The sequence below is a fragment of the Streptomyces africanus genome (genome assembly GCF_002150735.1).
Taxonomy (GTDB): Bacteria; Actinomycetota; Actinomycetes; order Streptomycetales; family Streptomycetaceae; genus Streptomyces; species Streptomyces africanus.
The window spans coordinates 1-26097 of sequence record NZ_MUKA01000028.1 but is presented as its reverse complement, the minus strand read 5'-3'; the positions used below and the strand labels follow the sequence as shown (position 1 = coordinate 26097).

The window sequence follows — 26097 nt, the reverse complement described above, 5'->3', positions numbered from 1 at the left end:
TCCCATGCAGATCGCCATCGTCCTCTACGACCGCTTCACCGCCCTCGACGCCGTGGGCCCCTATGAGACCCTCGGCCGGCTCCCGGACGCGGAGACCGTCTTCGTCGCCGAGGAGAGCGGCCCCGTACGGAACGAGTCCGGCAACCTCGCCCTCGTCGCCGACCGGACCCTGGCCGAGGTACCGAACCCCGACATCATCGTGGTCCCCGGCGGCCCGGGCCCGCTCCCGCTCGCGGCGGACGGCCCCCTGCTCACCTGGCTGCGCTCCGCCGACGCCGGCAGCACCTGGACGACGTCCGTGTGCACCGGCTCCCTGCTGCTCGCCGCCGCCGGACTGCTCCGGGGCCGCCGCGCGACCTCCCACTGGCTGGCCCTGGAGGAGCTGAAGCGCCACGGCGCCGAGCCGACGGGGGAGCGGGTCGTCACCGACGGCAAGTACGTCACCGCGGCCGGCGTCTCCGCCGGCATCGACATGGGACTGACCCTGCTGGGCCGGATCGCGGGCGACACCCACGCGCAGATCGTCCAGCTCGCCGCCGAGTACGACCCGCAGCCGCCCTACGACGCCGGATCACCTGAAAAAGCCCCCGCCCACGTGGTCGAACTGGTCCGCACGCACTCCGGCGTCATCCTCACGTAGGCACATTCCAGCCGAACCGCGGCTGCCTGCGCTCCAGGAACGCGGCGACGCCCTCCGCGGTGTCGCCGCTCTCGCGTGCCCGCGCGGCCCAGTGGGCATCGCGGTCCGTGCGGCCGTTCGCGAACTCCTTGGCCGCGGCCTGCGTCAACTGCGAACGGGACACCAGGATCCGGGTGAACTCGGCGACCCGCTTGCCCAGTTCGCCCTCGGGCAGCACCTCGTCGGCCAGCCCGGTGCGCAGCGCCCGCTCCGCGTCGATCAGTTCGCCGGAGAAGAGCAGGTACTTGGCGGTGGCCGGCCCGGCCAGGGACACCAGCCGCCGGGTGGAGGACGCCGGATACACGATGCCGAGCTTCGCCGGCGTCACCCCGAACAGCGCCCCCTCCTCGGCGAACCGCAGATCACAGGCCGCCGCCAGCTGCGCCCCGCCGCCCACGCAGTGTCCGCGCACCGCCGCCAGCGTCGGCTTCGGGAACGCGGCGAGCGCCTCCTCGGCCGCCACGGCCAGCCGCTGCGCCTCCTCAGGCGAGCCCCGCAGCGTCGAGATGTCGGCCCCGGCGCAGAACGTCCCGCCCTCGCCGGTGAGCACCAGCGCCCGCACGGCCGGATCACTCGCGAGCCGCTCCAGCAGCGGCGGCAGGGAACGCCACATCGCGGCCGTCATGGCGTTGCGCTTCTCGGGATGGTGGATGACGACCGTCGCGACCGAGTCGGTCACGCTGTACAGCAACTGCGGCTCCATGCGCCGGATGTTATCCGGATGCCAAACCCGTACAACCCGAATAGTTCGCCGAGACGGCACAACAGGGGCAGGACCAGTCCCACAACTGACCGTGTCATACGCCAACGGTCATAAGTGCTCGATAGTTGCTGACTTCTGTTCAGCCCTGGGGTAGGGAGCGCATCGTTACCAACACTCGGGGTGTGGCGACAATCGAGCGTGAGGGTGGCGACCGGACGATGGACGACGACGGGCGTGGGTTCGGCCGACGCCCAGAGGGCGGCGCGGCGCCCCTCGGCCCCGGGCCCGCGGATCCGCTGCCGTACGAAGGGGTCTGGCGGTTCACCGCACCGGCGGTCGACGCCTCGGTGCCGCAGGCGCGGCACGCCGTACGGGACCTGCTGCTGCGTCAGGGGGTGCCGGCCTCGGACGACCTGGCCCAAGGGCTGCTGCTGATCGTCTCGGAGCTGGTGACGAACGCCGTGAAGCACGCGGCGGTGCTCTCACCGACCATCGCCGTCGAGCTGGCCGTCGGTGCCGAGTGGCTGCGCGTGTCCGTGGAGGACAACCACCCGTACCGGCCGACCGCACTGGAGACCGACCACGGCCGGACCGGCGGCCGCGGACTGCTGCTGGTGCGCGAGATCACACGCGAGGCGGGCGGTGTCTGCGAGGTCGATCACACCGCGAGCGGCGGCAAGGTGATCTGGGCCACCCTGCCGCTCAAACCCGTGCGCTTCCCCTGACAACCCGGTCCGTCAGGACCGTCGTCACCATCCGGCCGACGTGCCGGTCAGCTCCCTGATCGCCGGCCGGGCCGCGTCCAGGACGGTCATGAACCAGGACGAGAAGGTGTCTTTGGCGTGCCGCTCCGCCAGCTCGGGCGGGGTCACGAACGCCGTCGACGCCACCTCCGCCGGATCCGGCCGCAGCACCGCCTGCACCATCCCGACGAAGAGGTGGTTGTACTCCTGCTCCACCAGACCGGACTCGGGGTCCGGGTGGTTGTAGCGGACCGTGCCCGCCTCGGCCAGCAGGGACGGGGAGGCGCCGAGTTCCTCGAAGGTCCGCCGCGCCGCCGCCGCGAAGGGTGCCTCACCGGGGTAGGGGTGGCCGCAGCAGGTGTTCGACCACACGCCGGGCGAGTGGTACTTGCCCAGTGCCCGCTGCTGGAGCAGCAGCCGGCCGTACTCGTCGAAGAGGAACACGGAGAACGCGCGGTGCAACTGCCCGGGTGGCTGATGGGCGGCGAGCTTTTCCGCGGTGCCGATCGTCACGCCGTCCTCGTCGACCAGTTCCAGCAAAATCGCGTCTGCGGTGCCGTTCGACGGGTTGTGCGTCGCGGTGGCAGGTGTGATCGGCATACCCATCCTTCACATCGGTCTTCGCGCCCCAAGTCTGCCGTACGAATCCGGCACTCCCGGCACTCCCCGACGCGCCCCGCATGTCCCGCGCGGTGGCGCGGAGCGCGGACGGCGCCGATCGGACACCGGAAGAGGGACCCAGTAGGGGATCGTGCCCGGCGCGGTGGGCCGAAAATCGTCCCCGCGGGTGCGGTGAGAGCCAGGGCGCGGGCGCGCGCCGGAGGGCTGCGTACCCCGGCGCACTCCCAGCACAACGCGCCCCACCAGCGCCAACAGCCCCGGACGTCCCGGAAGCGGGCGCGTCAGTGACAGAGGCGCGCCTCGTGCTCCGCGTGCCCGCCGGGCTCCAACTGGAAGGTGCAGTGCTCCACGTCGAAGTGGCCGCCGAGACAGTCCTGGAGCTCGTGGAGCATCTTCTCGTGGCCGATCGCGCTCAGCACGTCCGAGCTGACGACCACGTGCGCCGACAGCACCGGCATGCCGGAGGTGATCGTCCAGGCGTGCAGGTCGTGGACGTCCTCCACCCCGTCGGTCGCGAGGATGTGGGCCCGCACCTCCGCCATGTCGACACCCTTGGGCGCCGCCTCCAGCAGGACGTTCAGGGTCTCGCGCAGCAGCTTCACCGTGCGCGGCACGATCATCAGCGCGATGACGAGCGAGGCGATCGGGTCGGCGGCCTGCCAGCCGGTGACCATGATCACCAAGGACGAGACGATCACCGTGACCGAACCCAGGGCGTCCGCCGCCACCTCCAGGAACGCGCCGCGGACGTTCAGGCTCTCCTTCTGGCCGCGCATCAGCAGCGCCAGCGACACCATGTTCGCGACCAGGCCGATGACACCGAACACGACAGCGAGGTGGCCCTCGGTGTCCGCCGGAGTGACGAAGCGCTGGACCGACTCGTACAGGACGTACCCGCCGACCCCGAGCAGCAGCAGGCAGTTGGCCAGGGCGGCGAGGATCTCGGCGCGGGCGTAACCGAAGGTCGCCCGGTCGCTGGGCGGGCGGTTCGCGAAGTGGATCGCGAGCAGCGCCATGCCCAGGCCCAACGCGTCCGTCGCCATGTGCGCCGAGTCCGCGACGAGCGCGAGCGAGTCGGCGAGCAGCCCGCCGACGATCTGGACGACCACGATGCCGAGCGTGATCGCCAGCGCGACCCGCAGCCTGCCGCGGTACGCCGAGGTCGCCGTACCGCCGGCCGCTGCGCCGTGCGCGTGCCCGTGATCGTGCCCAGCCCCCATGAAAGCCGCCCTCCGGTGTCCGTCCGATCGTCGCGCTGATCGCGCCGAGCACCCCAGTGAACTACGGGGAGGGGGTATGCGCAACGCGGCACTGAACACCGTTGTCATGTGCCCTGACCTGCGGAAACGATGCGCAGGTCAGGGCGCCCTCAGTAGGTCAGGAGCCATGGTGCAGGAGCCAGCCGCGCCAGGCCGACTCGGCCATCTCGCGCACCCCGCGCCGCGCGGTCCAGCCGAGTTCCTCCGCCGCCCGGGACGCCGAGGCGACCGCCCGGGGCGCGTCCCCGGGGCGGCGGCCCTCGACCAGCGGTGGCCGGCGGTCGCCGGTGACCTCGCCGATGACCGTGATGAGTTCGCGCACCGAGACGCCCTCGCCCCGGCCGATGTTGACCGTCAGATCACCCCTGACGTCCCCGCCGGCGAGCCGCCGGGCCGCCGCGAGATGCGCCTCGGCCAGATCGGCGACGTGAATGTAGTCACGGACGCAGGTGCCGTCCGGGGTCGGGTAGTCGTCGCCGAAGATCCTCGGCGCCTCGTCGCGCGTCAGCCGGTCGAAGACCATCGGGACGATGTTGAAGACGCCCGTGTCGGCCAGCTCCGGCGCGGCCGCGCCCGCCACGTTGAAATAGCGCAGACATACCGTGGAGATCCCGTGCGCCCGGCCCGCCGCCCGCACCAGCCACTCCCCGGCGAGCTTGGTCTCGCCGTAGGGGTTCACCGGCGCGCAGGGCGTGTCCTCCGTGATGAGGTCCACACCCGGGTCGCCGTACACCGCCGCCGACGACGAGAACACGAAGCGCTCGATCCCGGCCCCGGCGACCGCGTCCAGGAGGGTCACCAGACCGCCGACGTTCTCCCGGTAGTACCGCGTGGGCTGCGCGACGGACTCGGCGACCTGCTTGCGCGCCGCGAGATGCACCACACCCGTCACACCGTGCTCCGCGAACACCCGTTTCAGCAGGTCGCCGTCGAGCGACGAGCCCTCGACGAGCGGTACGTCCGCGGGAAGCCGCGCCGGCACCCCGGCCGAGAGGTCGTCCAGGGCGAGGACGCGCTCCCCGGCCTCGTTCATGGCCCTGGCCACGTGGGCCCCGATGTAGCCGGCCCCGCCGGTGATCAGCCAAGTCATGGTCGCCCACCCTATGCGGCCCTGGCCGGACCCTGCCCGATGTCCTCGATGTCCGGTCCGGGGGGCGCGGTTTGTGGGGCGGGCCCCGGATCCACGATGATGATCGCGGCAAAGGCCTGTGCGAACCACGTCGATCGATCTGCCGAACAGGCGGTGAACGCGGCCCTCCCGGCATCCGATAGCCTCTGCCGACATGCCGCCCGGGAGCTTTCCGGCGCGGGCGCCCCCACCATGTACAGCACTGGCGCGGACGCGTCGGTACCCAGGGAGTGAATTCGGTTGTCGACCGCCATCCTCACCGGTCAGCCGGTCCCCGGATCGTCGATCGAGGGCGATCTGCGGTCCCTCGGCTTCGACGTGCGGGTCGCGGCCGACGCCGCCGAGGCCGAGACCCTGCTCGCCGGGGTGCCGGGCGAGGAGCGCGTGGCCCTGGTCGACGCCCGCTTCGTGGGGCATGTGCACGCGCTGCGCCTCGGCCTCACCGACCCCCGCTTCCCGCTCGCGGCGATCCCCGGCGCCGTCACGGCCCAGCCCGTCGGCCGCCAGGCCCTGACCCGGGCGATGGCTCGTGAGAACTCCGCGGGCGGCGGCACCACCATGGTCGACAGCCTCGCCGACCGCATCGTCACCGCCCTGGACGCCGACGGCACCAAGGTGCACCGCCCCGAGCTGGGCAGCCTCGTCGCCGCCGTCCCCGCCGACCCCCAGGCCCGCAACGAGGCACGGCAGGCGGTGACGGACGTCGACGACGAGGCCGTACGCCTGAAGTCGGCCGTGAAGTCCCGCGACGGCTTCTTCACCACCTACTGCATCAGCCCGTACTCCCGGTACATCGCCCGCTGGTGCGCCCGCCGCGGCCTGACCCCGAACCAGGTCACCACCGCCTCGCTGCTCACCGCCCTCATAGCGGCGGCCTGCGCGGCCACCGGCACCCGCGGCGGCTTCGTCGCGGCCGGCGTCCTGCTCATCGCGTCCTTCGTCCTGGACTGCACGGACGGCCAGCTCGCCCGCTACTCCCTGCAGTACTCCACGCTCGGCGCCTGGCTCGACGCCACCTTCGACCGGGCCAAGGAGTACGCCTACTACGCCGGCCTCGCCCTGGGAGCGGCCCGCGGCGGCGACGACGTCTGGGCCCTCGCCCTCGGCGCCATGGTCCTGCAGACCTGCCGGCACGTCGTGGACTTCTCCTTCAACGAGGCCAACCACGACGCCACCGCCAACACCAGCCCCACCGCAGCCCTCTCCGACAAGCTCGACAGCGTCGGCTGGACGGTCTGGGTGCGCCGCATGATCGTCCTGCCCATCGGCGAGCGCTGGGCGATGATCGCGGTACTCACGGCGGCCACCACGCCCCGCATCACCCTCTACGCGCTGCTCATCGGCTGCGCCTTCGCGGCGACGTACACGACAGCGGGCCGCGTGCTGCGCTCCCTGACCCGCAAGGCGCGGCGCACCGACCGGGCGGCCGGGGCGCTCGCCGACCTCGCGGACAGCGGCCCGCTCGCCCAGGGCGTGGCTCAGGCCCTCAAGAAGCCCGCCCGCCGCCTGCCGGGCTTCGCGACCCCCGCCGTCGCCCTCCTCGGCGGTCTCGCCGTGGTCCTCACGGCCGCACTGACCGGCTTCGGCGGACCCTGGCCGATCGTCGCCGCACTCGCCTACGCCCTCACCTCCGGCCTCGCCGTCGCCCGCCCCCTCAAGGGAGCCCTCGACTGGCTGGTCCCGCCGTTCCTCCGCGCCGCCGAGTACGGCACCGTCCTGGTCCTGGCGGCCCGAGCGGACGTGCACGGAGCCCTTCCCGCGGCTTTCGGGCTGGTGGCCGCGGTCGCCTACCATCACTACGACACGGTGTACCGCATCCGCGGCAACGCCGGAGCGCCCCCGGCCTGGCTGGTGCGTTCCATCGGGGGGCACGAAGGACGGACGCTGCTCGTCACCGTCCTCGCCGCGCTGCTCACCGCCTCGCAGTTCACGGTCGCGCTCACGGTTCTCGCCGTGGCCGTGGCCCTGGTGGTGCTCGTCGAGAGCATCCGCTTCTGGGTGTCCGCTGGGGCGCCCGCCGTACACGATGAAGGAGAACCCGCATGATCGGCCTCGTGCTGGCGGCCGGCGCCGGACGGCGTCTGCGCCCCTACACCGACAGCCTTCCCAAGGCGCTGGTGCCGGTGGGTCCCGCGGGCATAGAGGGCGAACCCACGGTTCTCGACCTGACGCTCGGCAACTTCGCCGAGATCGGTCTCACCGAGGTCGCGATCATCGTCGGCTACCGCAAGGAAGCCGTGTACGAGCGCAAGGCGGCCCTGGAGGAGAAGTACGGCCTCAAGCTCACCCTCATCGACAACGACAAGGCCGAGGAGTGGAACAACGCCTACTCCCTGTGGTGCGGGCGTGACGCCCTCAAGGACGGTGTGATCCTCGCCAACGGCGACACCGTCCACCCGGTCTCCGTCGAGAAGACGCTGCTCGCCGCCCGCGGCGACGGCAAGAAGATCATCCTCGCCCTGGACACGGTCAAGGACCTGGCCGACGAGGAGATGAAGGTCGTCGTCGACCCCGGGAAGGGCATGACGAAGATCACCAAGCTGATGGACCCCGCCGAGGCCACCGGCGAATACATCGGCGTCACCCTCATCGAGGGCGACGCGGCCCCCGAACTGGCCGACGCGCTCAAGACCGTGTGGGAGACCGACCCGCAGCAGTTCTACGAGCACGGCTACCAGGAGCTGGTGAACCGCGGCTTCCGGATCGACGTGGCGCCGATCGGCGACGTCAAGTGGGTGGAGATCGACAACCACGACGATCTCGCCCGCGGACGGGAGATCGCATGCCAGTACTGACCCGGCTCATCCCCTCGCCGCTGGTCGTGGACATCCGCCCGGGTGCCCTCGACGACCTGGCGTGCGTCCTCGCCGACGAGCGCATCTCGCACTCCGGCCGCCTCGCCGTCGCCGTCAGCGGCGGCTCCGGCGCCAGGCTGCGCGAGCGCATCTCGCCGAGCATGCCCGGCGCCACCTGGTACGAGGTGGGCGGCGGCACCCTCGACGACGCGGTCCGGCTGGCGAGCGACATAAAGGCCGGCCACTTCGACGCGGTCGTCGGCCTCGGCGGCGGCAAGATCATCGACTGTGCCAAGTTCGCCGCGGCACGCGTCGGCCTGCCCCTGGTTGCCGTGCCCACGAACCTCGCGCACGACGGTCTGTGCTCGCCGGTCGCCACCCTCGACAACGACGCGGGCCGCGGCTCCTACGGTGTGCCGAACCCGATTGCCGTCGTCATCGACCTGGACGTCATCCGCGAGGCCCCGGTCCGTTTCGTCCGCGCCGGCATCGGCGACGCCGTCTCCAACATCTCGGCGATCGCCGACTGGGAGCTGGCGGGCCGGGTCAAGGGCGAGCGGATCGACGGACTCGCCGCGGCCATGGCCCGCCAGGCCGGCGAGGCCGTCCTGCGGCACCCGGGCGGCATCGGGGACAACGACTTCCTCCAGGTGCTCGCCGAGGCGCTGGTCCTCAGCGGCATCGCGATGTCGGTGTCGGGCGACTCGCGGCCGTCCTCCGGGGCGTGCCACGAGATCAACCACGCCTTCGACCTGCTCTACCCGAAGCGGGCCGCCGCCCACGGCGAGCAGTGCGGTCTCGGCGCGGCCTTCGCGATGTGGCTGCGCGGGGCGCACGAACAGTCGGCGTACATGGCCGAGGTACTGCGCCGGCACGGGCTGCCCGTGCTGCCGGACGAGATCGGCTTCACGACGGACGAGTTCGTCAAGGCCGTCGAGTTCGCCCCGGAGACCCGGCCCGGCCGCTACACCATCCTCGAACACCTCGACCTGAACACCGAACAGATCAAGGACACCTACACCGACTATGTCAAGGCCATCGGTAGCTGAACTACGCCCCGTCGTTCACCCCGCGGGGGTGAAGGACCGGCGCAGCGGTGAGCACTGGATGGGACGCCTCTACATGCGTGAGGTGTCCCTGCGGGTCGACCGTTACCTGGTCAACACCAGGGTCACGCCCAACCAGCTCACCTACCTGATGACCGTCTTCGGTGTGCTCGCGGCCCCGGCACTTCTCGTGCCGGGGATCCCGGGCGCCGTGCTCGGCGTGGTGTGCGTCCAGATGTACCTCCTGCTGGACTGCGTCGACGGCGAGATCGCGCGCTGGAAGAAGCAGTACTCGCTCAACGGCGTCTACCTGGACCGCGTCGGCGCCTACCTCACCGACGCCGCCGTGCTCGTCGGCTTCGGCCTGCGCGCCGCCGACCTGTGGGGCAGCGGCCGGATCGACTGGCTGTGGGCCTTCCTCGGCACCCTGGCCGCCCTGGGCGCCATCCTGATCAAGGCCGAGACGGACCTCGTCGGCGTCGCCCGGCACCAGGCCGGGAAGCCGCCGGTCCAGGAGGCCGCCGCCGAGATCCGCTCCTCCGGTATGGCGCTGGCCCGCAAGGCCGCCGCCGCGCTCAAGTTCCACCGCCTGATCCTCGGCATCGAGGCGTCCCTGCTGATCCTCGTCCTGGCCGTCGCCGACCAGGTCCGCGGCGACCTGTTCTTCTCCCGGCTCGGCGTCGCCGTGCTAGCCGGCATCGCGCTGGTGCAGACCCTGCTGCACCTGGTGTCGATCCTCGCTTCCAGCAGGCTGAAGTGAGCGGTATGAAGGTCGGCGCCGTCATCATCACCATGGGCAACCGCCCCGACGAGCTGCGGGCCCTGCTCGACTCGGTCGCCAAGCAGGACGGCGACCCGGTCGAGGTGGTCGTCGTCGGCAACGGCTCGCCCGTCCCGGACGTCCCCGAGGGTGTCCGAACGATCGAACTGCCCGAGAACCTAGGCATCCCCGGCGGCCGCAACGTCGGCATCGAGGCCTTCGGCCCGGCCGGCCGGGACGTCGACATCCTGCTGTTCCTCGACGACGACGGCCTGCTCGCCGGTCACGACACCGCCGAACTGTGCCGGAAGGCCTTCGAGGCCGACCCGAAGCTCGGCATCATCAGCTTCCGCATAGCCGACCCGGACACCGGCGTCACCCAGCGCCGCCACGTGCCCCGGCTGCGCGCCGCCGACCCGATGCGCTCCTCCCGGGTCACGACCTTCCTGGGCGGCGCCAACGCCGTGCGCACCCGCGTCTTCGCCGACGTCGGCGGACTCCCGGACGCATTCTTCTACGCCCACGAGGAAACCGACCTGGCATGGCGGGCCCTCGACGCGGGCTGGATGATCGACTACCGGTCCGACATGGTGCTGTACCACCCGACGACCGCTCCCTCGCGGCACGCGGTCTACCACCGCATGGTCGCCCGCAACCGTGTCTGGCTCGCCCGCCGCAATCTCCCCGCGCCGCTCGTCCCGGTCTACCTCGGCGTGTGGCTGCTGCTCACCCTCGTACGCCGTCCCTCCGGCCCCGCCCTGCGGGCCTGGTTCGGCGGATTCCGCGAGGGCTGGACGACCCCGTGCGGGCCGCGCCGTCCCATGAAGTGGCGTACGGTGTGGCGGCTGACCCGGCTGGGCCGGCCCCCCGTCATCTGACAAGCTCGTATCGGAGTATCCGGGAGCACCCGGGCCGTACCCTGGCCCACGGCTCATGCAGGCCCGGACAGGCCGCGCATCTCGAAGACGAAAGTTTCCACTAGTGAGTGAGACAACGCACGACGCCACGGTCGCGGTCAGCGCGCCCGCGGCGCCCGACGAGGGACTCACGGCGAGGGAGCTCGCCGCCAAGTACGGGCTCAGCGTGAGCGGCGCCCGGCCGTCCCTCATCGAGTACGTCCGTCAGCTCTGGGACCGGCGGCACTTCATCCTCGCCTTCTCCCGCGCGAAGCTGACCGCTCAGTACAGCCAGGCCAAGCTCGGCCAGCTGTGGCAGGTGGCCACACCGCTGCTGAACGCGGCCGTGTACTTCTTCATCTTCGGCCTGCTCCTGGAGGCCGACCGCGGTCTGCCCCGCGAGGTGTACATCCCGTTCCTGGTCACGGGCGTGTTCGTGTTCACCTTCACGCAGAGCTCGGTGATGGCGGGCGTGCGCGCGATCTCCGGCAATCTCGGCCTGGTCCGCGCCCTGCACTTCCCGCGGGCCTCGCTGCCGATCTCCTTCGCGCTCCAGCAGCTCCAGCAGCTGCTGTTCTCGATGATCGTGCTGTTCGCCGTCGCGGTCGGCTTCGGTCAGTACCCGGACCTGTCCTGGGTGCTGATCGTGCCGGTGCTCGTCCTGCAGTTCTGCTTCAACACCGGCCTCGCGCTGATCATGGCCCGGGCGGGCGCCAAGACCCCGGACCTCGCGCAGCTGATGCCGTTCGTGATGCGGACCTGGATGTACGCGTCCGGTGTGATGTTCTCCATCCCGATCTTCCTCAAGGACAAGCCGGACTGGATCGCGAACATCCTCCAGTGGAACCCGGCCGCGATCTACATGGACCTGATGCGCTTCGCCCTCATCGACGACTACGGCTCGGAGTACCTCCCCGACCACGTGTGGGCGGCCGCGGGCGGCTGGGCCGTGCTGTTCGCCCTGGGCGGCTTCGTGTACTTCTGGAAGGCGGAGGAGAGGTACGGCCGTGGCTGAGCAGAAGCAGGACGAACGGATCCCCACCGTCATCGCGGACGACCTGCACATCGTCTACCGCGTCAACGGCGCCAAGAGCGGCAAGGGCAGCGCCACAGCCGCCCTCAGCCGCATCCTCAAGCGCGGCGAGGAGCGCGGCGTGCGCAAGGTGCATGCCGTACGAGGCGTCTCCTTCGTCGCGTACCGCGGCGAGGCCATCGGCCTGATCGGCTCCAACGGCTCCGGCAAGTCGACCCTGCTGCGCGCCATCGCCGGTCTGCTCCCCGCCGAGCAGGGCAAGGTCTACACCGACGGCCAGCCCTCGCTGCTCGGGGTCAACGCGGCCCTGATGAACGACCTCACCGGCGAACGCAACGTCATATTGGGCGGGCTCGCCATGGGCATGTCCCGGGAGGAGATCAAGGAGCGCTACCAGGACATCGTCGACTTCTCCGGCATCAACGAGAAGGGCGACTTCATCACCCTGCCGATGCGCACCTACTCCTCCGGCATGGCGGCCCGGCTCCGCTTCTCCATCGCCGCGGCCAAGGACCACGACGTCCTGATGATCGACGAGGCCCTGGCCACCGGTGACCGCAAGTTCCAGAAGCGCTCCGAGGACCGCATCCGGGAGTTGCGCAAGGAAGCCGGCACGGTGTTTCTGGTCAGTCACAACAACAAGTCCATCCGCGACACCTGCAACCGCGTCCTGTGGCTGGAACGCGGCGAACTGCGCATGGACGGCCCGACCGACGAGGTGCTCAAGGAGTACGAGAAGTTCACGGGCAAGTAGCCCGATCCGGCCAGGGCCCCGCCGGAACTGTTCCGGCGGGGCCCTGCGTCTGCAAAAGATGCGTCAACTCCGGCCCTCGTCAGGAATCTTGGAGTCAATCGGTGTGTTCTCGTGATGTGCGGGACACCCTGGCGATCCTCGATGCGTTGTACAACGTAAGCTGTACCGGTCCCGAAACGCGGCAATCAGGGCGATAATGCGCGACATCGCTCGTCGCACCGCCGTGCGGACGGCCGGGCGGCGTGTCCGAAATAGTGTGTATTGGGTCGGCAGTGTAGAACGGGAGATGTGACGGCGATGGCTACGGAAACTCCCCAGCTCCACGCAGCACGTGCCGTCCTCGCGCCGGGCAGCCGGCGGTGACGGGAACCGGCACGGCGCGCGCCCTCGACCCGGAGCGGGGCACGCTCGACAAGGCCGCGGGCGAGAACTTCCCGGTGGCCCCGTTCTTCCTGCCCCGGGCCTGGCGCACCGACCTCATGGCCGTCTACGGCTTCGCCCGCCTGGTCGACGACATCGGCGACGGCGACCTGGCCCCCGGTGGCGCCGACGCCCGGCTGCTCGGCGTGTCCCCGCAGGAGGCCGAGGACCGGCTGGTCCTGCTGGACGCCTTCGAGGCCGACCTGCGCAGGGTCTTCGACTCGACTCCCCGCCACCCCCTGCTGCGCCGCCTCCAGCCGACCGTCCGGCGCTGCTCGCTGCCCCCCGAGCCGTTCCTAGGCCTGATCGCCGCCAACCGCCAGGACCAGCTGGTCGGCCGGTACGAGACCTACGACGACCTCCTCGCCTACTGCGAGCTGTCCGCCAACCCCGTCGGCCGTCTCGTCCTCGCCGTCACCGGCACCTCGACGCCCGAGCGGATCCGCCGCTCCGACATGGTCTGCACGGCCCTCCAGATCGTCGAGCACCTCCAGGACGTGGCCGAGGACCTCGGCCGCGACCGTATCTACCTGCCCGCCGCCGACATGAAGCGCTTTCACGTCGAGGAGGCGGACCTCGCCACGAAATCCGCCGGAGCGTCGGTCCGTGCGCTGATTGCGTACGAAGCGCAAAGGGCCCGGGATCTCCTGAATGAAGGCGCCCCCCTGGTGGGTAGCGTCCACGGCAGGTTGAAGCTGCTGCTCGCAGGGTTCGTGGCGGGAGGAAGGGCGGCCGTCCGCGCGATCGCCGCCGCCGATTACGACGTACTTCCCGGCCCGCCCAAGCCCGGCAAGGTCCGGTTGCTGCGTGAGGTGGGCGTGACTCTGCGAGGAGAGGGGTGATCCGGACCGTGGAGTCGGAACCACACGCGTCCCCACCGGTACTCGCCGCCTACAGCTACTGCGAGGCCGTCACCGGGCGGCAGGCCCGTAACTTCGCCTACGGCATCCGGCTGCTGCCGACGCCCCAGCGCCGTGCGATGTCGGCGCTGTACGCGTTCTCGCGGCGGGTCGACGACATCGGCGACGGTGCGCTCGCCGACGACGTCAAGGTGGCCAGGCTGGAGGAGACCCGGGCGCTGCTCACCCGGATCCGCGAGGGCGAGGTGGCCGAGGACGACACCGACCCGGTCGTCGTCGCCCTCGCGCACGCCGCCGGGCACTTCCCGATCCCGCTCGGCGGCCTGGACGAGCTCATCGACGGCGTCCTGATGGACGTACGCGGCGAGACGTACGAGACCTGGGACGACCTGAAGGTGTACTGCCGCTGTGTGGCGGGGGCCATCGGGCGGCTCTCGCTCGGTGTGTTCGGCACGGAACCGGGGGCGCGCGGTGTCGACCGCGCGCCGGAGTATGCCGACACGCTCGGCCTCGCGCTCCAGCTCACCAACATTCTGAGGGACGTCCGTGAGGACGCCGTGGGCGGGCGCACCTATCTGCCCGCCGACGACCTCGCCAAATTCGGCTGCTCGGCCGGGTTCTCCGGGCCACGGCCACCGGAGGGCTCCGACTTCGCGGGCCTCGTGCACTTCGAAGTGCGACGGGCCCGCGCTCTTTTCGCCGAGGGCTACCGGCTGCTGCCCATGCTCGACCGCCGCAGCGGCGCCTGCGTCGCCGCCATGGCCGGTATCTACCGCCGCCTCCTCGACCGCATCGAGCGTGACCCGGAGGCCGTGCTGCGCGGCCGCGTCTCCCTGCCAGGCCGGGAGAAGGCCTACGTCGCCGTGCGCGGCCTGTCCGGCCTCGACGCCCGCCACGTGACCCGACGGACCGTCAGGAGGCGCGCGTGACGAACGAACCGGTCCGGGAAGACGCCACGGACATCCGCCCCGCGGGTGCGTGCGCCCGCTGCCAGGCAGCGCCTCAGAGCACGGCACCGCACGCCCGGCAGGCCCGCCACGAGACCGTGCCGGTGTTCTCCCTGGCCCGCCGACAGGGGAGTGCCGGCGGCGGTTCGGGCGCGCGCGTCACCCCGGCGGTGGGGCGCGGGTGCGGCGTCCCGCAGGCCTGCGCCGGGACCGAGCCGGTGCTCTCCCCGGACCGCTGCGGGCGCGTCGGGGCCATCGGGGTCGCGGCGCCGGCCCCGCTCCGGGACCGGCTCGACGTGCCCGTCCTGGGCGTCACGCGGCCTGCGGGGCTGCGTCGCGACGCGCTGCCACGGCCCCTGCAGCGGCGCGAGCACGACGCCCTTCCCGGTCCCGCCGTCGGAGACAAGTGGCGGGCAACCCTCCGGCGTGGGGCCGCGTCCCTGACGGAGACGGTCGGTCGCGCGCCGTTCGAGCAGTGCGGCCGCCGCGCAGGGGAGGGTGCACGATGACCCACGGCACGGGGTCCCGGGGACCGGTCGCCGACGGTCGGCACACCGTCGTGGTGGGCGGCGGGCTCGCCGGCATCACCGCCGCGCTCGCGCTCGCCGACGCCGGCGTGCGCGTCACCCTGCTGGAGGGCAGGCCGAGACTCGGCGGCCTGGCCTTCTCCTTCCAGCGCGGTGAGCTGACCGTCGACAACGGACAGCATGTGTACCTGCGCTGCTGCACCGCCTACCGCTGGTTCCTCGACCGCATCGAGGGCGCGGCGCTGGCCCCGCTCCAGGACCGGCTCGACGTGCCCGTCCTGGACGCCGCGCGGCCCGCTGGGCGGCGGCTCGGCAGGCTGCGGCGCGACGCGCTGCCCGTGCCCCTGCACCTGGGCCGCAGCCTCGCCACGTATCCGCACCTGTCGCTCGCCGACCGCGCCAAGGTGGGCCGGGCAGCGCTCGCCCTCAAGGGGCTCGACCTCGCCGATCCGGCCCTGGACACGCAGGACTTCGGCAGCTGGCTGGCCGCGCACGGCCAGTCGCAGCGCGCCGTCGAAGCCCTGTGGGACCTGGTCGGGGTCGCCACCCTCAACGCCGTCGCGGGCGACGCCTCCCTGGGACTCGCCGCGATGGTGTTCAAGACCGGTCTGCTGTCCGACCCGGGCGCGGCCGACATCGGCTGGGCGCGGGTCCCGCTCGGCGACCTGCACGACCGGCTGGCCCGCAAGGCGCTCGACTCCGCCGGCGTCCGCACCGAGGTCCGTACCCGCGTCACCGCTGTCTCCGAGGACGCGAACGGAGCGTGGAGCGTTCGGGTTCCCGGCGAGACGCTCCAGGCCGACGCCGTCGTGCTCGCCGTACCGCAGCGCGAGGCGCACGACCTGCTGCCCGCAGGTGCCCTCGACGCGCCGGAGCGGCTCCTGGAGATCGGCACCGCTCCCATCCTCAACGTCCATGTGGTGTACGACCGCAAGGTGCTCGCCCGGCCGTTCTTCGCCGCCCTCGGCACCCCGGTGCAGTGGGTGTTCGACCGGACCGAGGCGTCCGGGCTGCGCGAGGGGCAGTACCTCGCGCTGTCGCAGTCGGTGGCCCAGGACGAGATCGACGACCCCGTGGCCGTGCTGCGCGAGAGGTACCTGCCCGAGCTGGAGCGGCTGCTGCCGCCGGCCCGGAGCGCCGTGGTGAAGGACTTCTTCGTCACCCGGGAGCGCACCGCGACGTTCGCTCCCACCCCCGGCGTCGGGCGCCTCAGGCCCGGCGCCCGCACCAAGGCATCCGGCCTGTACCTGGCCGGAGCGTGGACCGCCACCGGGTGGCCCGCGACCATGGAGAGTGCGGTCCGCAGTGGAGTCGGCGCGGCGGACGCCGTGCTGGGCGCCCTGGGCCGGCCCCGCCCGCAGCACCTCTTCGCGTTCGAGGAGGCGGCGTGATGCTCGCTCAGCACAGCGCGGCAGGCGGCCCCCGCACCCCCGGTACCGCAACAAGAGGAGAGACTGTGCCCACTGTGCCCCCGGCCTCGAAGACTGCCGAGGCGGTGGACGTGACCGCGCTCCTGGAGCGCGGCCGGACCCTGGCCACTCCGGTACTGCGGGCGGCCATCGACCGCCTGGCACCTCCCATGGACACTGTTGCCGCCTACCACTTCGGATGGATCGACGCCCAGGGCCGGCCCGCTGCGGGCGACGGCGGCAAGGCCGTACGCCCCGCCCTCGCGGTGCTGTCCGCCGAGGTCATGTCCGCCGCCCCCGAGACCGGCATCCCCGGCGCCGTCGCCGTGGAACTCGTCCACAACTTCTCCCTCCTCCACGACGACCTGATGGACGGCGACGAACAGCGCCGCCACCGCGACACGGTCTGGAAGGTGCACGGCCCCGCCCAGGCCATCCTGGTCGGCGACGCCCTGTTCGCCCTCGCCAACGAGGTGCTCCTCGAACTCGGCACCGTCGAGGCCGGCCGCGCCACCCGCCGCCTGACCACCGCCACCCGTGCCCTGATCGACGGTCAGGCCCAGGACATCTCCTACGAGCACCGCGACCGCGTCAGCGTCGAGGAGTGCCTGGAGATGGAGGGCAACAAGACCGGCGCCCTGCTCGCCTGCGCCAGCTCCATCGGTGCGGTCCTCGGCGGCGCCGACGACCGCACCGCCGACACGCTGGAGAAGTACGGCTATCACCTGGGCCTCGCCTTCCAGGCCGTCGACGACCTCCTCGGCATCTGGGGCGACCCGGACGCCACCGGCAAGCAGACCTGGAGCGACCTGCGCCAGCGCAAGAAGTCGCTGCCGGTCGTCGCCGCGCTCGCGGCCGGCGGCCCCGCATCCGGGCGGCTCGGCGAGATCCTCGCCGCCGACGCCAAGGCCAGCGACTTCGAGAACTTCTCCGAGGAGGAGTTCGCGGCCCGCGCCGCCCTCATCGAGGAGGCGGGCGGCCGCGAATGGACCGCCGACGAGGCACGCCGTCAGCACACCATCGCCATCGAAGCCCTCGACGCCGTCGACATGCCCGACCGGGTGCGGGAGCAGTTCACGGCCCTCGCGGACTTCGTCGTCGTACGAAAGAGATGATCACTATCGGTCGAATAGCCCTCGCGTAGTCGCCGGCCGGTGCCGCGAGACACCACGGAGCACCGGCCGACGGCGGACCCACAGCAGCTGCACACCTTGCACCACTGCACGAAGGGGAAGCCATGACAGCGACGACCGACGGAAGCACCGGGGCCCTGCCACCCCGCGCTGCCGCGGCCAGCGACACCGCCATCGACAGCACCACCCCCGCCGCGGCCGGGGTACCGCAAGCCGCCGCACGCGCCGCACAACGCGCCACCGACTTCCTGCTCTCCCTCCAGGACGCCCAGGGCTGGTGGAAGGGCGACCTCGAGACCAACGTCACGATGGATGCCGAGGACCTGCTGCTCCGCCAGTTCCTCGGCATCCGTGACGAGAAGACCACCCGGGCCGCCGCGCTCTTCATCCGCGGCGAGCAGCGCGAGGACGGCACCTGGGCCACCTTCTACGGCGGCCCCGGCGAACTCTCCACCACCATCGAGGCCTATGTCGCCCTCCGCCTGGCCGGCGACGAGCCCGGCGCACCGCACATGGCGAAGGCCTCCCGATGGATCCGCGAGCAGGGCGGCATCGCCGCCGCCCGGGTCTTCACACGCATCTGGCTGGCCCTGTTCGGCTGGTGGAAGTGGGAGGACCTGCCCGAACTGCCCCCGGAGCTCATCTACTTCCCGAAGTGGGTGCCGCTCAACATCTACGACTTCGGCTGCTGGGCACGGCAGACCATCGTCCCGCTGACGATCGTCTCCGCGAAGCGGCCGGTCCGCCCGGCGCCCTTCCCGCTGGACGAGCTGCACACCGATCCGGCCCACCCGAACCCGGCCAAGCCGCTTGCCCCGGCGTTCAGCTGGGACGGTGCCTTCCAGCGGATGGACAAGGGCCTGCACGCCCTGCGGAAGGTCGCGCCGCGCCGGCTGCGCAGAGCCGCGATGAACAGCGCCGCCCGCTGGATCATCGAGCGGCAGGAGAACGACGGCTGCTGGGGCGGCATCCAGCCCCCGGCCGTCTACTCGATCATCGCCCTGCACCTGCTCGGCTACGACCTCCGGCATCCCGTGATGCGCGAGGGACTCGCCTCGCTCGACCGGTTCGCCGTGTGGCGCGAGGACGGGGCCCGGATGATCGAGGCCTGCCAGTCGCCGGTGTGGGACACCTGCCTGGCCGCGATCGCGCTCGCGGACGCCGGACTGCCCGCCGACCACCCGCAGTTGGTGAAGGCCGCGGACTGGATGCTGGGCGAGGAGATCGTCCGGCCCGGTGACTGGTCCGTGCAGCGGCCCGGACTGCCGCCCGGGGGCTGGGCGTTCGAGTTCCACAACGACAACTACCCCGACATCGACGACACCGCCGAGGTGGTCCTCGCGCTGCGCCGGATCGCCCACCACGACCCGGTGCGGGTCGACAAGGCCGTCGGGCGCGGGGTGCGCTGGACCCTCGGCATGCAGTCGAAGAACGGCGCGTGGGCCGCCTTCGACGTCGACAACACCAGCCCGTTCCCGAACCGGCTGCCCTTCTGCGACTTCGGCGAGGTCATCGACCCGCCCTCCGCCGACGTCACCGCGCACGTCGTCGAGATGCTCGCGGTGGAGGGCCTCGCCCACGACCCGCGCACCCGGCGCGGCATCGAGTGGCTGCTGGCCGAACAGGAGCCCGACGGCTCCTGGTTCGGGCGCTGGGGCGTCAACTACGTCTACGGCACCGGGTCCGTCGTACCCGCTCTGGTGGCCGCGGGCATCCCCGCCGCGCACCCGGCGATCCGCCGGGCCGTGACCTGGCTGGAGTCGGTCCAGAACGACGACGGCGGCTGGGGCGAGGACCTGCGCTCCTACAAGGACGTCAAGGAGTGGAGCGGCAGGGGCGCCTCGACCGCCTCCCAGACGGCGTGGGCCCTGATGGCCCTGCTCGCGGCGGGGGAGCGGGACTCCAAGGCCGTCGAACGCGGCATCGAGTGGCTCGCCGCCACCCAGCGGGAGGACGGTTCCTGGGACGAGCCGTATTTCACGGGGACGGGCTTCCCGTGGGACTTCTCGATCAACTACCACCTCTACCGGCAGGTGTTTCCCCTGACGGCGCTCGGCCGGTACCTGCACGGCGAGCCGTTCGCCGACCGGCAGCAGGGGAGCTGAATGAGCACACAGCCCGCTCCGGCCCCGCTGCTGATCGCCTGCGCGCTCGGCATCGAGCAGTTCGCCCTGCGCGCGGGGGACCGTGGCGGCGCCGGCGGGCCGGTCACCGTGCTGCGGACCGGCATGGGGCCGGCGGCGGCCGAGCGGTCCGTCACCCGGATGCTCGCCGGCCCGGTCCTACGTGACGCCGCCGTTATGGCCACCGGCTTCTGCGCGGGGCTCGCGCCCGGGATGCACCCCGGTGACCTGGTCGTCGCCGAGGAGACCCGTGATCCTCGCGGCTCGACCCCCTGCGTCGGGACCGATCTGCTGGTCAAGGAGCTGGTCCGCACGGTGCCCGGGCGGACCGTGCACATCGGACCGCTCACCGGCTCCGACCACGTCGTACGCGGTCAGGAGCGGTCCGATCTGCTCGCGACCGGCGCGATCGCGACCGACATGGAATCGGCGGCCACGCTCCTGAGCGCGGTGCGTGCGGGCGAGCGCCCGGTTGCGGCCGTCCGGGTGGTCGTGGACGCTCCAGAACATGAACTCGTCCGGATCGGCACGGTGCGCGGTGGAATATCAGCTTTCCGTGTTCTTCGTTCCGTACTTCCCGCTTTCTTCGAATGGCACCGTTCCTTGCTGCTCCCCAGGAGGTGAGCCAGATGGCCATGCCGCTCCGACAGTCCATCAAGGTCGCTACGTACTTGGCTGAACAGAAGCTGCGCCGGCGGGACAAGTTCCCGCTCATCGTCGAGCTGGAGCCGCTGTACGCCTGCAACCTCAAGTGCGAGGGGTGCGGCAAGATCCAGCACCCGGCCGGGGTGCTCAAGCAGCGGATGCCGGTCGCGCAGGCCGTGGGGGCCGTGCTGGAGTCCGGTGCCCCCATGGTGTCCATCGCCGGCGGCGAGCCGCTGATGCACCCGCAGATCGACGAGATCGTGCGTCAGCTCGTGGCCAGGCGGAAGTACGTTTTCCTCTGCACCAACGCCCTGCTGCTGCGCAAGAAGATGGACAAGTTCAAGCCCTCCCCCTACTTCGCCTTCGCGGTGCACATCGACGGGCTGCGCGAGCGGCACGACGAGTCGGTGGCCAAGGAGGGCGTGTTCGACGAGGCGGTCGAGGCCATCAAGGAGGCCAAGCGGCGCGGCTTCCGGGTGACCACCAACTCGACCTTCTTCAACACCGACACCCCGCAGACCATCATCGAGGTGCTGAACTTCCTCAACGACGACCTCAAGGTCGACGAGATGATGATCTCGCCCGCCTATGCCTACGAGAAGGCCCCCGACCAGGAGCACTTCCTCGGCGTGGAGCAGACCCGCGAGCTGTTCAAGAAGGCCTTCGCCGGCGGCAACCGGCGGCGCTGGCGGCTCAACCACTCCCCGCTCTTCCTGGACTTCCTGGAGGGCAAGGTCGACTTCCCGTGCACGGCGTGGGCGATCCCGAACTACTCGCTGTTCGGCTGGCAGCGCCCCTGCTACCTGATGAGCGACGGCTATGTGCCGACGTACCGGGAGCTGGTCGAGGACACCGACTGGGACAAGTACGGCCGCGGCAAGGATCCGCGCTGCGCCAACTGCATGGCGCATTGCGGCTACGAGCCCACCGCCGTCCTCGCCACCATGGGATCGCTGAAGGAGTCCCTGCGCGCCCTGCGCGAGACGGTCTCCGGAAACCGGGAGTGAGGCCATGACCGCCATCCCGCTGGGCGTTCCCGAGGTACCGGTCCGGCCGATCGCCGAGCGGCGCGTCTCGCGCCGGATCCAGGTCGGCCCGGTGGCGGTCGGGGGCGGTGCCCCGGTGTCGGTGCAGTCGATGACGACGACCCGTACGTCCGACATCGGCGCGACCTTGCAGCAGATCGCCGAACTCACGGCGTCCGGCTGCCAGATCGTCCGGGTCGCCTGCCCGACCCAGGACGACGCGGACGCGCTCGCGACCATCGCGCGCAAGTCGCAGATCCCGGTGATCGCGGACATCCACTTCCAGCCGAAGTACGTGTTCGCGGCCATCGAGGCGGGCTGCGCGGCGGTCCGCGTCAACCCCGGCAACATCAAGCAGTTCGACGACCGGGTCAAGGAGATCGCGCAGGCAGCCAAGGACCACGGCACCCCCATCCGGATCGGGGTCAACGCCGGGTCGCTGGACCGGCGGCTCCTCCAGAAGTACGGCAAGGCGACCCCGGAGGCGCTCGTGGAGAGCGCGCTGTGGGAGGCGTCCCTGTTCGAGGAGCACGACTTCCGGGACATCAAGATCTCCGTCAAGCACAACGACCCGGTCGTGATGATCGAGGCCTACCGGCAGCTCGCCGAGCAGTGCGACTACCCGCTGCATCTCGGCGTCACGGAGGCCGGTCCGGCGTTCCAGGGCACGATCAAGTCGGCGGTGGCCTTCGGCGCGCTGCTGTCGCGGGGCATCGGCGACACCATCCGGGTGTCGCTGTCGGCGCCGCCGGCCGAGGAGGTCAAGGTCGGCATCCAGATCCTGGAGTCGCTGGGGCTGCGGCAGCGCAGGCTGGAGATCGTCTCCTGCCCCTCCTGCGGACGCGCCCAGGTCGACGTCTACAAGCTCGCCGAGGAGGTCACGGCCGGGCTCGACGGCATGGAGGTGCCGCTGCGGGTCGCCGTCATGGGGTGTGTGGTCAACGGCCCCGGTGAGGCGCGGGAGGCCGATCTGGGCGTGGCCTCCGGCAACGGCAAGGGCCAGATCTTCGTCAAGGGCGAGGTCATCAAGACCGTCCCCGAGTCGAAGATCGTCGAGACGCTGATCGAAGAGGCGATGAAGCTCGCCGAGCAGATGGAGCAGGACGGCGTGGGGCCGGGGGAGCCGGCCGTCACCGTGAGCTGAACAGCACGGAATGCGAAGGGGGCCCGAGCGTGACGATTCTGGAGAGCATCCGGGGACCACGCGACCTGAAGGCGCTGTCCGAGTCGGAACTCGGCGAACTGTCCGACGAGATCAGGGAGTTCCTGGTGCACGCGGTCGCCAGGACCGGGGGTCATCTGGGACCCAACCTGGGGGTGGTGGAGCTCACCGTCGCCCTGCACCGGGTCTTCGAGTCGCCGGTTGACCGCATCCTGTGGGACACCGGCCACCAGAGCTACGTCCACAAACTGCTGACCGGACGCCAGGACTTCTCCAAGCTGCGCGGCAAGGGCGGCCTGTCGGGCTATCCCTCGCGCGAGGAGTCCGAGCACGACGTCATCGAGAACAGCCACGCCTCCACGGCGCTCGGCTGGGCCGACGGTCTCGCCAAGGCCCGCCAGGTGCAGGGGGAGAAGGGCCATGTCGTCGCGGTGATCGGCGACGGCGCCCTGACCGGCGGCATGGCCTGGGAGGCCCTGAACAACATCGCGGCCGCCAAGAACCGCCCGCTGATCATCGTCGTCAACGACAACGAACGCTCCTACGCCCCGACCATCGGCGGCCTCGCCAACCACCTCGCGACACTGCGCACGACCGACGGTTACGAGCGGGTCCTCGCCTGGGGCAAGGACGTCCTCCAGGCCACGCCCCTGGTCGGCACCACCCTCTACGAGGCCCTGCACGGCGCGAAGAAGGGCTTCAAGGACGCGTTCGCCCCGCAGGGCCTGTTCGAGGACCTGGGCCTGAAGTACGTGGGCCCGATCGACGGGCACGACATCGGGGCCGTGGAGTCCGCCCTGCGGCGCGCGAAACGCTTCCACGGGCCGGTCCTCGTCCACTGCCTCACGGAGAAGGGCCGCGGCTACGAACCCGCCCTCGCCCACGAGGAGGACCACTTCCACACCGTCGGCGTCATGGACCCGCTGACCTGCGCGCCGCTCTCCCCGGCGGGCGGCCCCTCGTGGACGTCGGTGTTCGGCGACGAGATCGTCCGGATCGGCGAGGAACGGGACGACATCGTCGCGATAACCGCCGCCATGCTGCATCCGGTCGGCCTGGGCAGGTTCGCCGAGCGGTTCCCGGACCGGGTGTGGGACGTCGGTATCGCCGAGCAGCACGCGGCCGTGTCCGCGGCGGGCCTGGCGACGGGCTGCCTGCACCCGGTCGTCGCCGTCTACGCCACCTTCCTCAACCGTGCCTTCGACCAGCTGCTGATGGACGTGGCCCTGCACCGGTGCGGGGTGACCTTCGTGCTGGACCGGGCCGGTGTCACCGGCGTCGACGGTCCCTCCCACAACGGCATGTGGGACATGTCGATCCTCCAGGTCGTCCCCGGCCTGAGGATCGCCGCGCCGCGGGACGCCGACCAGTTGCGCGCCCAGCTGCGCGAGGCCGTCGCCGTCGACGACGCGCCGACGCTGCTGCGCTTCCCGAAGGAGTCCGTCGGCCCGTCGATCCCGGCCGTGGACCGGGTCGGCGGACTGGACGTGCTGCACCGTGCTCCGGAGCCGGAGGTGCTGCTGGTGGCCGTCGGCGTGATGGCGCCCGTCTGCCTCCAGGCCGCGGAACTGCTCGAAGCCCGCGGCATCGGCTGCACCGTCGTCGATCCCCGCTGGGTCAAGCCCGTCGACCCGGCACTCCCGGGGCTCGCCGCCGAACACCGCCTGGTCGCCGTCGTCGAGGACAACAGCCGGGCGGCCGGGGTCGGTTCGGCCGTGGCGCTGGCCCTGGGCGACGCCGAAGTCGACGTGCCCGTACGGCGCTTCGGGATCCCCGAGCAGTTCCTCGCCCACGCCAAACGCGGCGAGGTGCTCGCCGACATCGGCCTGACACCCGTCGAGGTCGCCGGACGGATCAGCGCGAGCCTGACCGTGAAGAAAGAGCTGTCCAAGGAGCCACAGGAATGACCACCGCCGAATCCGCGTCGGAGTCGTCGCAGGCCGGGGAGTTCGACCTCGGCGCAACTCTGGCCGAGCGCGGAGCCGAGCGCTACGAGCTGCACACCCGGTACCTCAACCACCAGCTCCCGCGCATGCTGCACACCATCGGCTTCGACAAGGTCTACGAGCGCGCCGAGGGCGCCTACTTCTACGACGCGGACGGCAACGACTACCTGGACATGCTCGCCGGGTTCGGGGTGATGGGCCTCGGCCGCCACCACCCCGTCGTGCGCAAGGCGCTGCACGACGTCCTGGACGCCCAGCTCGCCGACCTCACCCGGTTCGACTGCCAGCCGCTCCCGGGCCTGCTGGCCGAGAAGCTGCTCGCGCACAGCCCGCACCTGGACCGGGTGTTCTTCGGCAACAGCGGCACGGAGGCGGTCGAGGGAGCGCTGAAGTTCGCCCGGTACGTCACCGGCAGGCCCAGGATCCTGTACTGCGCGCACGCCTTCCACGGCCTCACCACCGGCTCCCTCTCGGTCAACGGCGAGTCCGGCTTCCGTGACGGCTTCGCCCCGCTGCTGCCCGACACGGCCGTGCCGCTCGGCGATCTCGACGCGCTCGAGCGGGAGTTGAGGAAGGGCGATGTCGCCGCCCTGATCGTCGAACCGATCCAGGGCAAGGGCGTGCTGGAAGCCCCGCCCGGCTATCTCCTGGCCGCCCAGGAACTGCTGCACCGGCACAAGGCGCTGCTCATCGCCGACGAGGTGCAGACGGGCCTCGGCCGCACCGGCGACTTCTACGCCTACCAGCACGAGGAGGGGGTGGAACCCGACCTGGTGTGCGTGGCCAAGGCGCTCTCCGGCGGCTACGTGCCCGTGGGCGCGACGCTTGGCAAGGACTGGATCTTCAAGAAGGTCTACTCGTCGATGGACCGGGTGCTGGTCCACTCGGCGAGCTTCGGGTCCAACGCGCAGGCCATGGCGGCGGGCCTGGCGGTGCTGTCGGTGATGGAGAACGAGCAGATCGTCGCCGGGGTCCGCGCCACCGGGGAACTGTTCAGATCCCGGCTCGCGGCGCTGACGGACAAGTACGAGATGCTCGCCGACGTCCGCGGGCGGGGCCTGATGATCGGCATCGAGTTCGGCCGGCCGAAGTCGCTGAAGCTGCGCAGCCGCTGGGCCATGCTCCAGGCCGCGCGCAAGGGGCTGTTCGCGCAGATGGTCGTCGTACCGCTGCTCCAGAAGCACCGGATCCTCACCCAGGTCTCCGGCGACCACATGGAGGTGATCAAGCTGATCCCGCCGCTGATCATCGGCGAGCGGGAGGTGGACCGGTTCGTCGACGCCTTCGCGGCCGTGATGGACGACGCCCACGACGGGGGCCTGATGTGGGACTTCGGTAAGACGCTCGTCAAACAGGCGGTGGCGAACCGCTGAGTTTTTTGCCTCTGAGGCAAGAAATTTGCCGGTGGGGCAAGGATCGGGCTGAATGGAGGCATGAGCTCCTCCGAGACCGAGCGGTCCTCCGGGGCCGCCCCGTCCGCTG

The 26097-nt window shown here is 71.3% G+C and carries 24 protein-coding genes; 20 read left to right on the top strand and 4 right to left on the bottom strand.

Annotated features, from left to right (window positions below; translation table 11 throughout):
• Nucleotides 1–4: 4 nt before the first annotated feature.
• Nucleotides 5–640, top strand: a complete 636-nt coding sequence (locus tag CCL05_RS04690) for a DJ-1/PfpI family protein (RefSeq protein WP_086559212.1) — start codon at nt 5–7, stop codon at nt 638–640.
• Here CCL05_RS04690 and CCL05_RS04685 read toward each other — a convergent pair.
• Nucleotides 633–1382, bottom strand: a complete 750-nt coding sequence (locus CCL05_RS04685) for an enoyl-CoA hydratase/isomerase family protein (RefSeq protein WP_086559211.1) — start codon at nt 1380–1382, stop codon at nt 633–635. The genes CCL05_RS04690 and CCL05_RS04685 overlap by 8 nt on opposite strands.
• Nucleotides 1383–1600: 218 nt before the next feature.
• On the opposite strand from CCL05_RS04685, the gene CCL05_RS04680 reads away from it, so the two are divergent.
• Nucleotides 1601–2107 carry an ATP-binding protein gene (locus CCL05_RS04680; RefSeq protein WP_086559210.1) on the top strand — a complete coding sequence of 169 codons (507 nt, stop codon included), beginning with the start codon at nt 1601–1603 and terminating at the stop codon, nt 2105–2107.
• Between the two features lie 24 nt (nt 2108–2131).
• On the opposite strand, the gene idi is transcribed toward CCL05_RS04680, so the two are convergent.
• The 3 genes from idi to galE all read right to left on the bottom strand — a co-directional run bounded on the left by idi (nt 2132) and on the right by galE (nt 5095).
• A complete protein-coding gene (gene idi / locus CCL05_RS04675; protein ID WP_086559209.1) occupies nt 2132–2725 on the bottom strand; it encodes an isopentenyl-diphosphate Delta-isomerase in 594 nt (197 codons plus the stop codon).
• A 302-nt stretch (nt 2726–3027) separates the two neighbouring features.
• Nucleotides 3028–3966, bottom strand: a complete 939-nt coding sequence (locus tag CCL05_RS04670; RefSeq protein ID WP_086559208.1) for a cation diffusion facilitator family transporter — start codon at nt 3964–3966, stop codon at nt 3028–3030.
• Between the two features lie 157 nt (nt 3967–4123).
• Nucleotides 4124–5095 carry a UDP-glucose 4-epimerase GalE gene (gene galE / locus CCL05_RS04665; RefSeq protein WP_086559207.1) on the bottom strand — a complete coding sequence of 324 codons (972 nt, stop codon included), beginning with the start codon at nt 5093–5095 and terminating at the stop codon, nt 4124–4126.
• Between the two features lie 279 nt (nt 5096–5374).
• Between galE and CCL05_RS04660 the strand changes: the two genes are divergently transcribed.
• From CCL05_RS04660 to CCL05_RS04575, 18 genes are all read left to right on the top strand, one after another.
• Complete coding sequence (locus tag CCL05_RS04660; protein ID WP_086559206.1) at nt 5375–7180, top strand: DUF5941 domain-containing protein; 1806 nt, start codon at nt 5375–5377, stop codon at nt 7178–7180.
• On the top strand, nt 7177–7929 hold the full coding sequence (locus CCL05_RS04655; protein WP_086559205.1) for a phosphocholine cytidylyltransferase family protein: 753 nt from the start codon (nt 7177–7179) through the stop codon (nt 7927–7929). Before CCL05_RS04660 ends, CCL05_RS04655 begins: the two co-directional genes overlap by 4 nt.
• Complete coding sequence (locus CCL05_RS04650) at nt 7917–8978, top strand: iron-containing alcohol dehydrogenase family protein (protein ID WP_086559204.1); 1062 nt, start codon at nt 7917–7919, stop codon at nt 8976–8978. Before CCL05_RS04655 ends, CCL05_RS04650 begins: the two co-directional genes overlap by 13 nt.
• Nucleotides 8956–9735 (top strand): CDP-alcohol phosphatidyltransferase family protein, encoded by a 780-nt coding sequence (locus CCL05_RS04645; protein ID WP_086559203.1) that lies wholly within the window; start codon nt 8956–8958, stop codon nt 9733–9735. Before CCL05_RS04650 ends, CCL05_RS04645 begins: the two co-directional genes overlap by 23 nt.
• A 5-nt stretch (nt 9736–9740) precedes the next feature.
• Nucleotides 9741–10613 carry a glycosyltransferase family 2 protein gene (locus tag CCL05_RS04640; RefSeq protein WP_086559202.1) on the top strand — a complete coding sequence of 291 codons (873 nt, stop codon included), beginning with the start codon at nt 9741–9743 and terminating at the stop codon, nt 10611–10613.
• A gap of 103 nt (nt 10614–10716) precedes the next feature.
• On the top strand, nt 10717–11646 hold the full coding sequence (locus CCL05_RS04635) for an ABC transporter permease (protein ID WP_086559201.1): 930 nt from the start codon (nt 10717–10719) through the stop codon (nt 11644–11646).
• Nucleotides 11639–12418: an ABC transporter ATP-binding protein gene (locus CCL05_RS04630; protein ID WP_020272211.1), complete on the top strand. Its 780-nt coding sequence runs from the start codon at nt 11639–11641 to the stop codon at nt 12416–12418. Before CCL05_RS04635 ends, CCL05_RS04630 begins: the two co-directional genes overlap by 8 nt.
• A 359-nt stretch (nt 12419–12777) precedes the next feature.
• Nucleotides 12778–13680, top strand: a complete 903-nt coding sequence (gene hpnC / locus CCL05_RS04625) for a squalene synthase HpnC (RefSeq protein ID WP_086559200.1) — start codon at nt 12778–12780, stop codon at nt 13678–13680.
• The gene (gene hpnD / locus CCL05_RS04620; RefSeq protein WP_086559199.1) at nt 13677–14627 is read left to right on the top strand and encodes a presqualene diphosphate synthase HpnD; all 951 of its coding nucleotides are present in this window, start codon (nt 13677–13679) and stop codon (nt 14625–14627) included. Before hpnC ends, hpnD begins: the two co-directional genes overlap by 4 nt.
• Entirely contained in the window at nt 14624–15154 is a 531-nt protein-coding gene (locus tag CCL05_RS04615; RefSeq protein ID WP_086559198.1) for a DUF6380 family protein, read from the top strand. Before hpnD ends, CCL05_RS04615 begins: the two co-directional genes overlap by 4 nt.
• A complete protein-coding gene (gene hpnE, locus CCL05_RS04610) occupies nt 15151–16563 on the top strand; it encodes a hydroxysqualene dehydroxylase HpnE (RefSeq protein ID WP_086559197.1) in 1413 nt (470 codons plus the stop codon). Before CCL05_RS04615 ends, hpnE begins: the two co-directional genes overlap by 4 nt.
• 65 nt (nt 16564–16628) lie before the next feature.
• Nucleotides 16629–17696, top strand: coding sequence for a polyprenyl synthetase family protein (locus tag CCL05_RS04605; protein WP_167409507.1), 1068 nt, complete (start codon nt 16629–16631; stop codon nt 17694–17696).
• A 122-nt stretch (nt 17697–17818) separates the two neighbouring features.
• On the top strand, nt 17819–19819 hold the full coding sequence (shc, locus tag CCL05_RS04600; protein WP_086559195.1) for a squalene--hopene cyclase: 2001 nt from the start codon (nt 17819–17821) through the stop codon (nt 19817–19819).
• Nucleotides 19820–20461 carry a 5'-methylthioadenosine/S-adenosylhomocysteine nucleosidase family protein gene (locus CCL05_RS04595; RefSeq protein WP_086559194.1) on the top strand — a complete coding sequence of 214 codons (642 nt, stop codon included), beginning with the start codon at nt 19820–19822 and terminating at the stop codon, nt 20459–20461. It begins immediately after the preceding gene.
• Nucleotides 20462–20466: 5 nt separating this feature from the next.
• Entirely contained in the window at nt 20467–21489 is a 1023-nt protein-coding gene (hpnH, locus tag CCL05_RS04590; protein ID WP_086559193.1) for an adenosyl-hopene transferase HpnH, read from the top strand.
• 4 nt (nt 21490–21493) lie between these two features.
• Nucleotides 21494–22651, top strand: a complete 1158-nt coding sequence (gene ispG / locus CCL05_RS04585; protein ID WP_086559192.1) for a flavodoxin-dependent (E)-4-hydroxy-3-methylbut-2-enyl-diphosphate synthase — start codon at nt 21494–21496, stop codon at nt 22649–22651.
• A 29-nt stretch (nt 22652–22680) separates the two neighbouring features.
• Nucleotides 22681–24576, top strand: a complete 1896-nt coding sequence (gene dxs / locus CCL05_RS04580; protein ID WP_086559191.1) for a 1-deoxy-D-xylulose-5-phosphate synthase — start codon at nt 22681–22683, stop codon at nt 24574–24576.
• On the top strand, nt 24573–25988 hold the full coding sequence (locus tag CCL05_RS04575) for an aspartate aminotransferase family protein (RefSeq protein WP_086559190.1): 1416 nt from the start codon (nt 24573–24575) through the stop codon (nt 25986–25988). Before dxs ends, CCL05_RS04575 begins: the two co-directional genes overlap by 4 nt.
• Nucleotides 25989–26097: the final 109 nt, after the last annotated feature.

Excerpts from the sequence above, each read along its gene's own strand:
- CCL05_RS04690 (WP_086559212.1), top strand. The coding sequence starts at position 5 with ATGCAGATCGCCATCGTCCTCTACGACCGCTTCACCGCCCTCGACGCC.
- CCL05_RS04685 (WP_086559211.1), bottom strand. The coding sequence starts at position 1,382 with ATGGAGCCGCAGTTGCTGTACAGCGTGACCGACTCGGTCGCGACGGTC.
- CCL05_RS04680 (WP_086559210.1), top strand. The coding sequence starts at position 1,601 with ATGGACGACGACGGGCGTGGGTTCGGCCGACGCCCAGAGGGCGGCGCG.
- idi (WP_086559209.1), bottom strand. The coding sequence starts at position 2,725 with ATGCCGATCACACCTGCCACCGCGACGCACAACCCGTCGAACGGCACC.
- CCL05_RS04670 (WP_086559208.1), bottom strand. The coding sequence starts at position 3,966 with ATGGGGGCTGGGCACGATCACGGGCACGCGCACGGCGCAGCGGCCGGC.
- galE (WP_086559207.1), bottom strand. The coding sequence starts at position 5,095 with ATGACTTGGCTGATCACCGGCGGGGCCGGCTACATCGGGGCCCACGTG.
- CCL05_RS04655 (WP_086559205.1), top strand. The coding sequence starts at position 7,177 with ATGATCGGCCTCGTGCTGGCGGCCGGCGCCGGACGGCGTCTGCGCCCC.
- CCL05_RS04650 (WP_086559204.1), top strand. The coding sequence starts at position 7,917 with ATGCCAGTACTGACCCGGCTCATCCCCTCGCCGCTGGTCGTGGACATC.
- CCL05_RS04645 (WP_086559203.1), top strand. The coding sequence starts at position 8,956 with ATGTCAAGGCCATCGGTAGCTGAACTACGCCCCGTCGTTCACCCCGCG.
- CCL05_RS04640 (WP_086559202.1), top strand. The coding sequence starts at position 9,741 with ATGAAGGTCGGCGCCGTCATCATCACCATGGGCAACCGCCCCGACGAG.
- hpnE (WP_086559197.1), top strand. The coding sequence starts at position 15,151 with ATGACCCACGGCACGGGGTCCCGGGGACCGGTCGCCGACGGTCGGCAC.
- shc (WP_086559195.1), top strand. The coding sequence starts at position 17,819 with ATGACAGCGACGACCGACGGAAGCACCGGGGCCCTGCCACCCCGCGCT.
- CCL05_RS04595 (WP_086559194.1), top strand. The coding sequence starts at position 19,820 with ATGAGCACACAGCCCGCTCCGGCCCCGCTGCTGATCGCCTGCGCGCTC.
- hpnH (WP_086559193.1), top strand. The coding sequence starts at position 20,467 with ATGGCCATGCCGCTCCGACAGTCCATCAAGGTCGCTACGTACTTGGCT.
- ispG (WP_086559192.1), top strand. The coding sequence starts at position 21,494 with ATGACCGCCATCCCGCTGGGCGTTCCCGAGGTACCGGTCCGGCCGATC.
- CCL05_RS04575 (WP_086559190.1), top strand. The coding sequence starts at position 24,573 with ATGACCACCGCCGAATCCGCGTCGGAGTCGTCGCAGGCCGGGGAGTTC.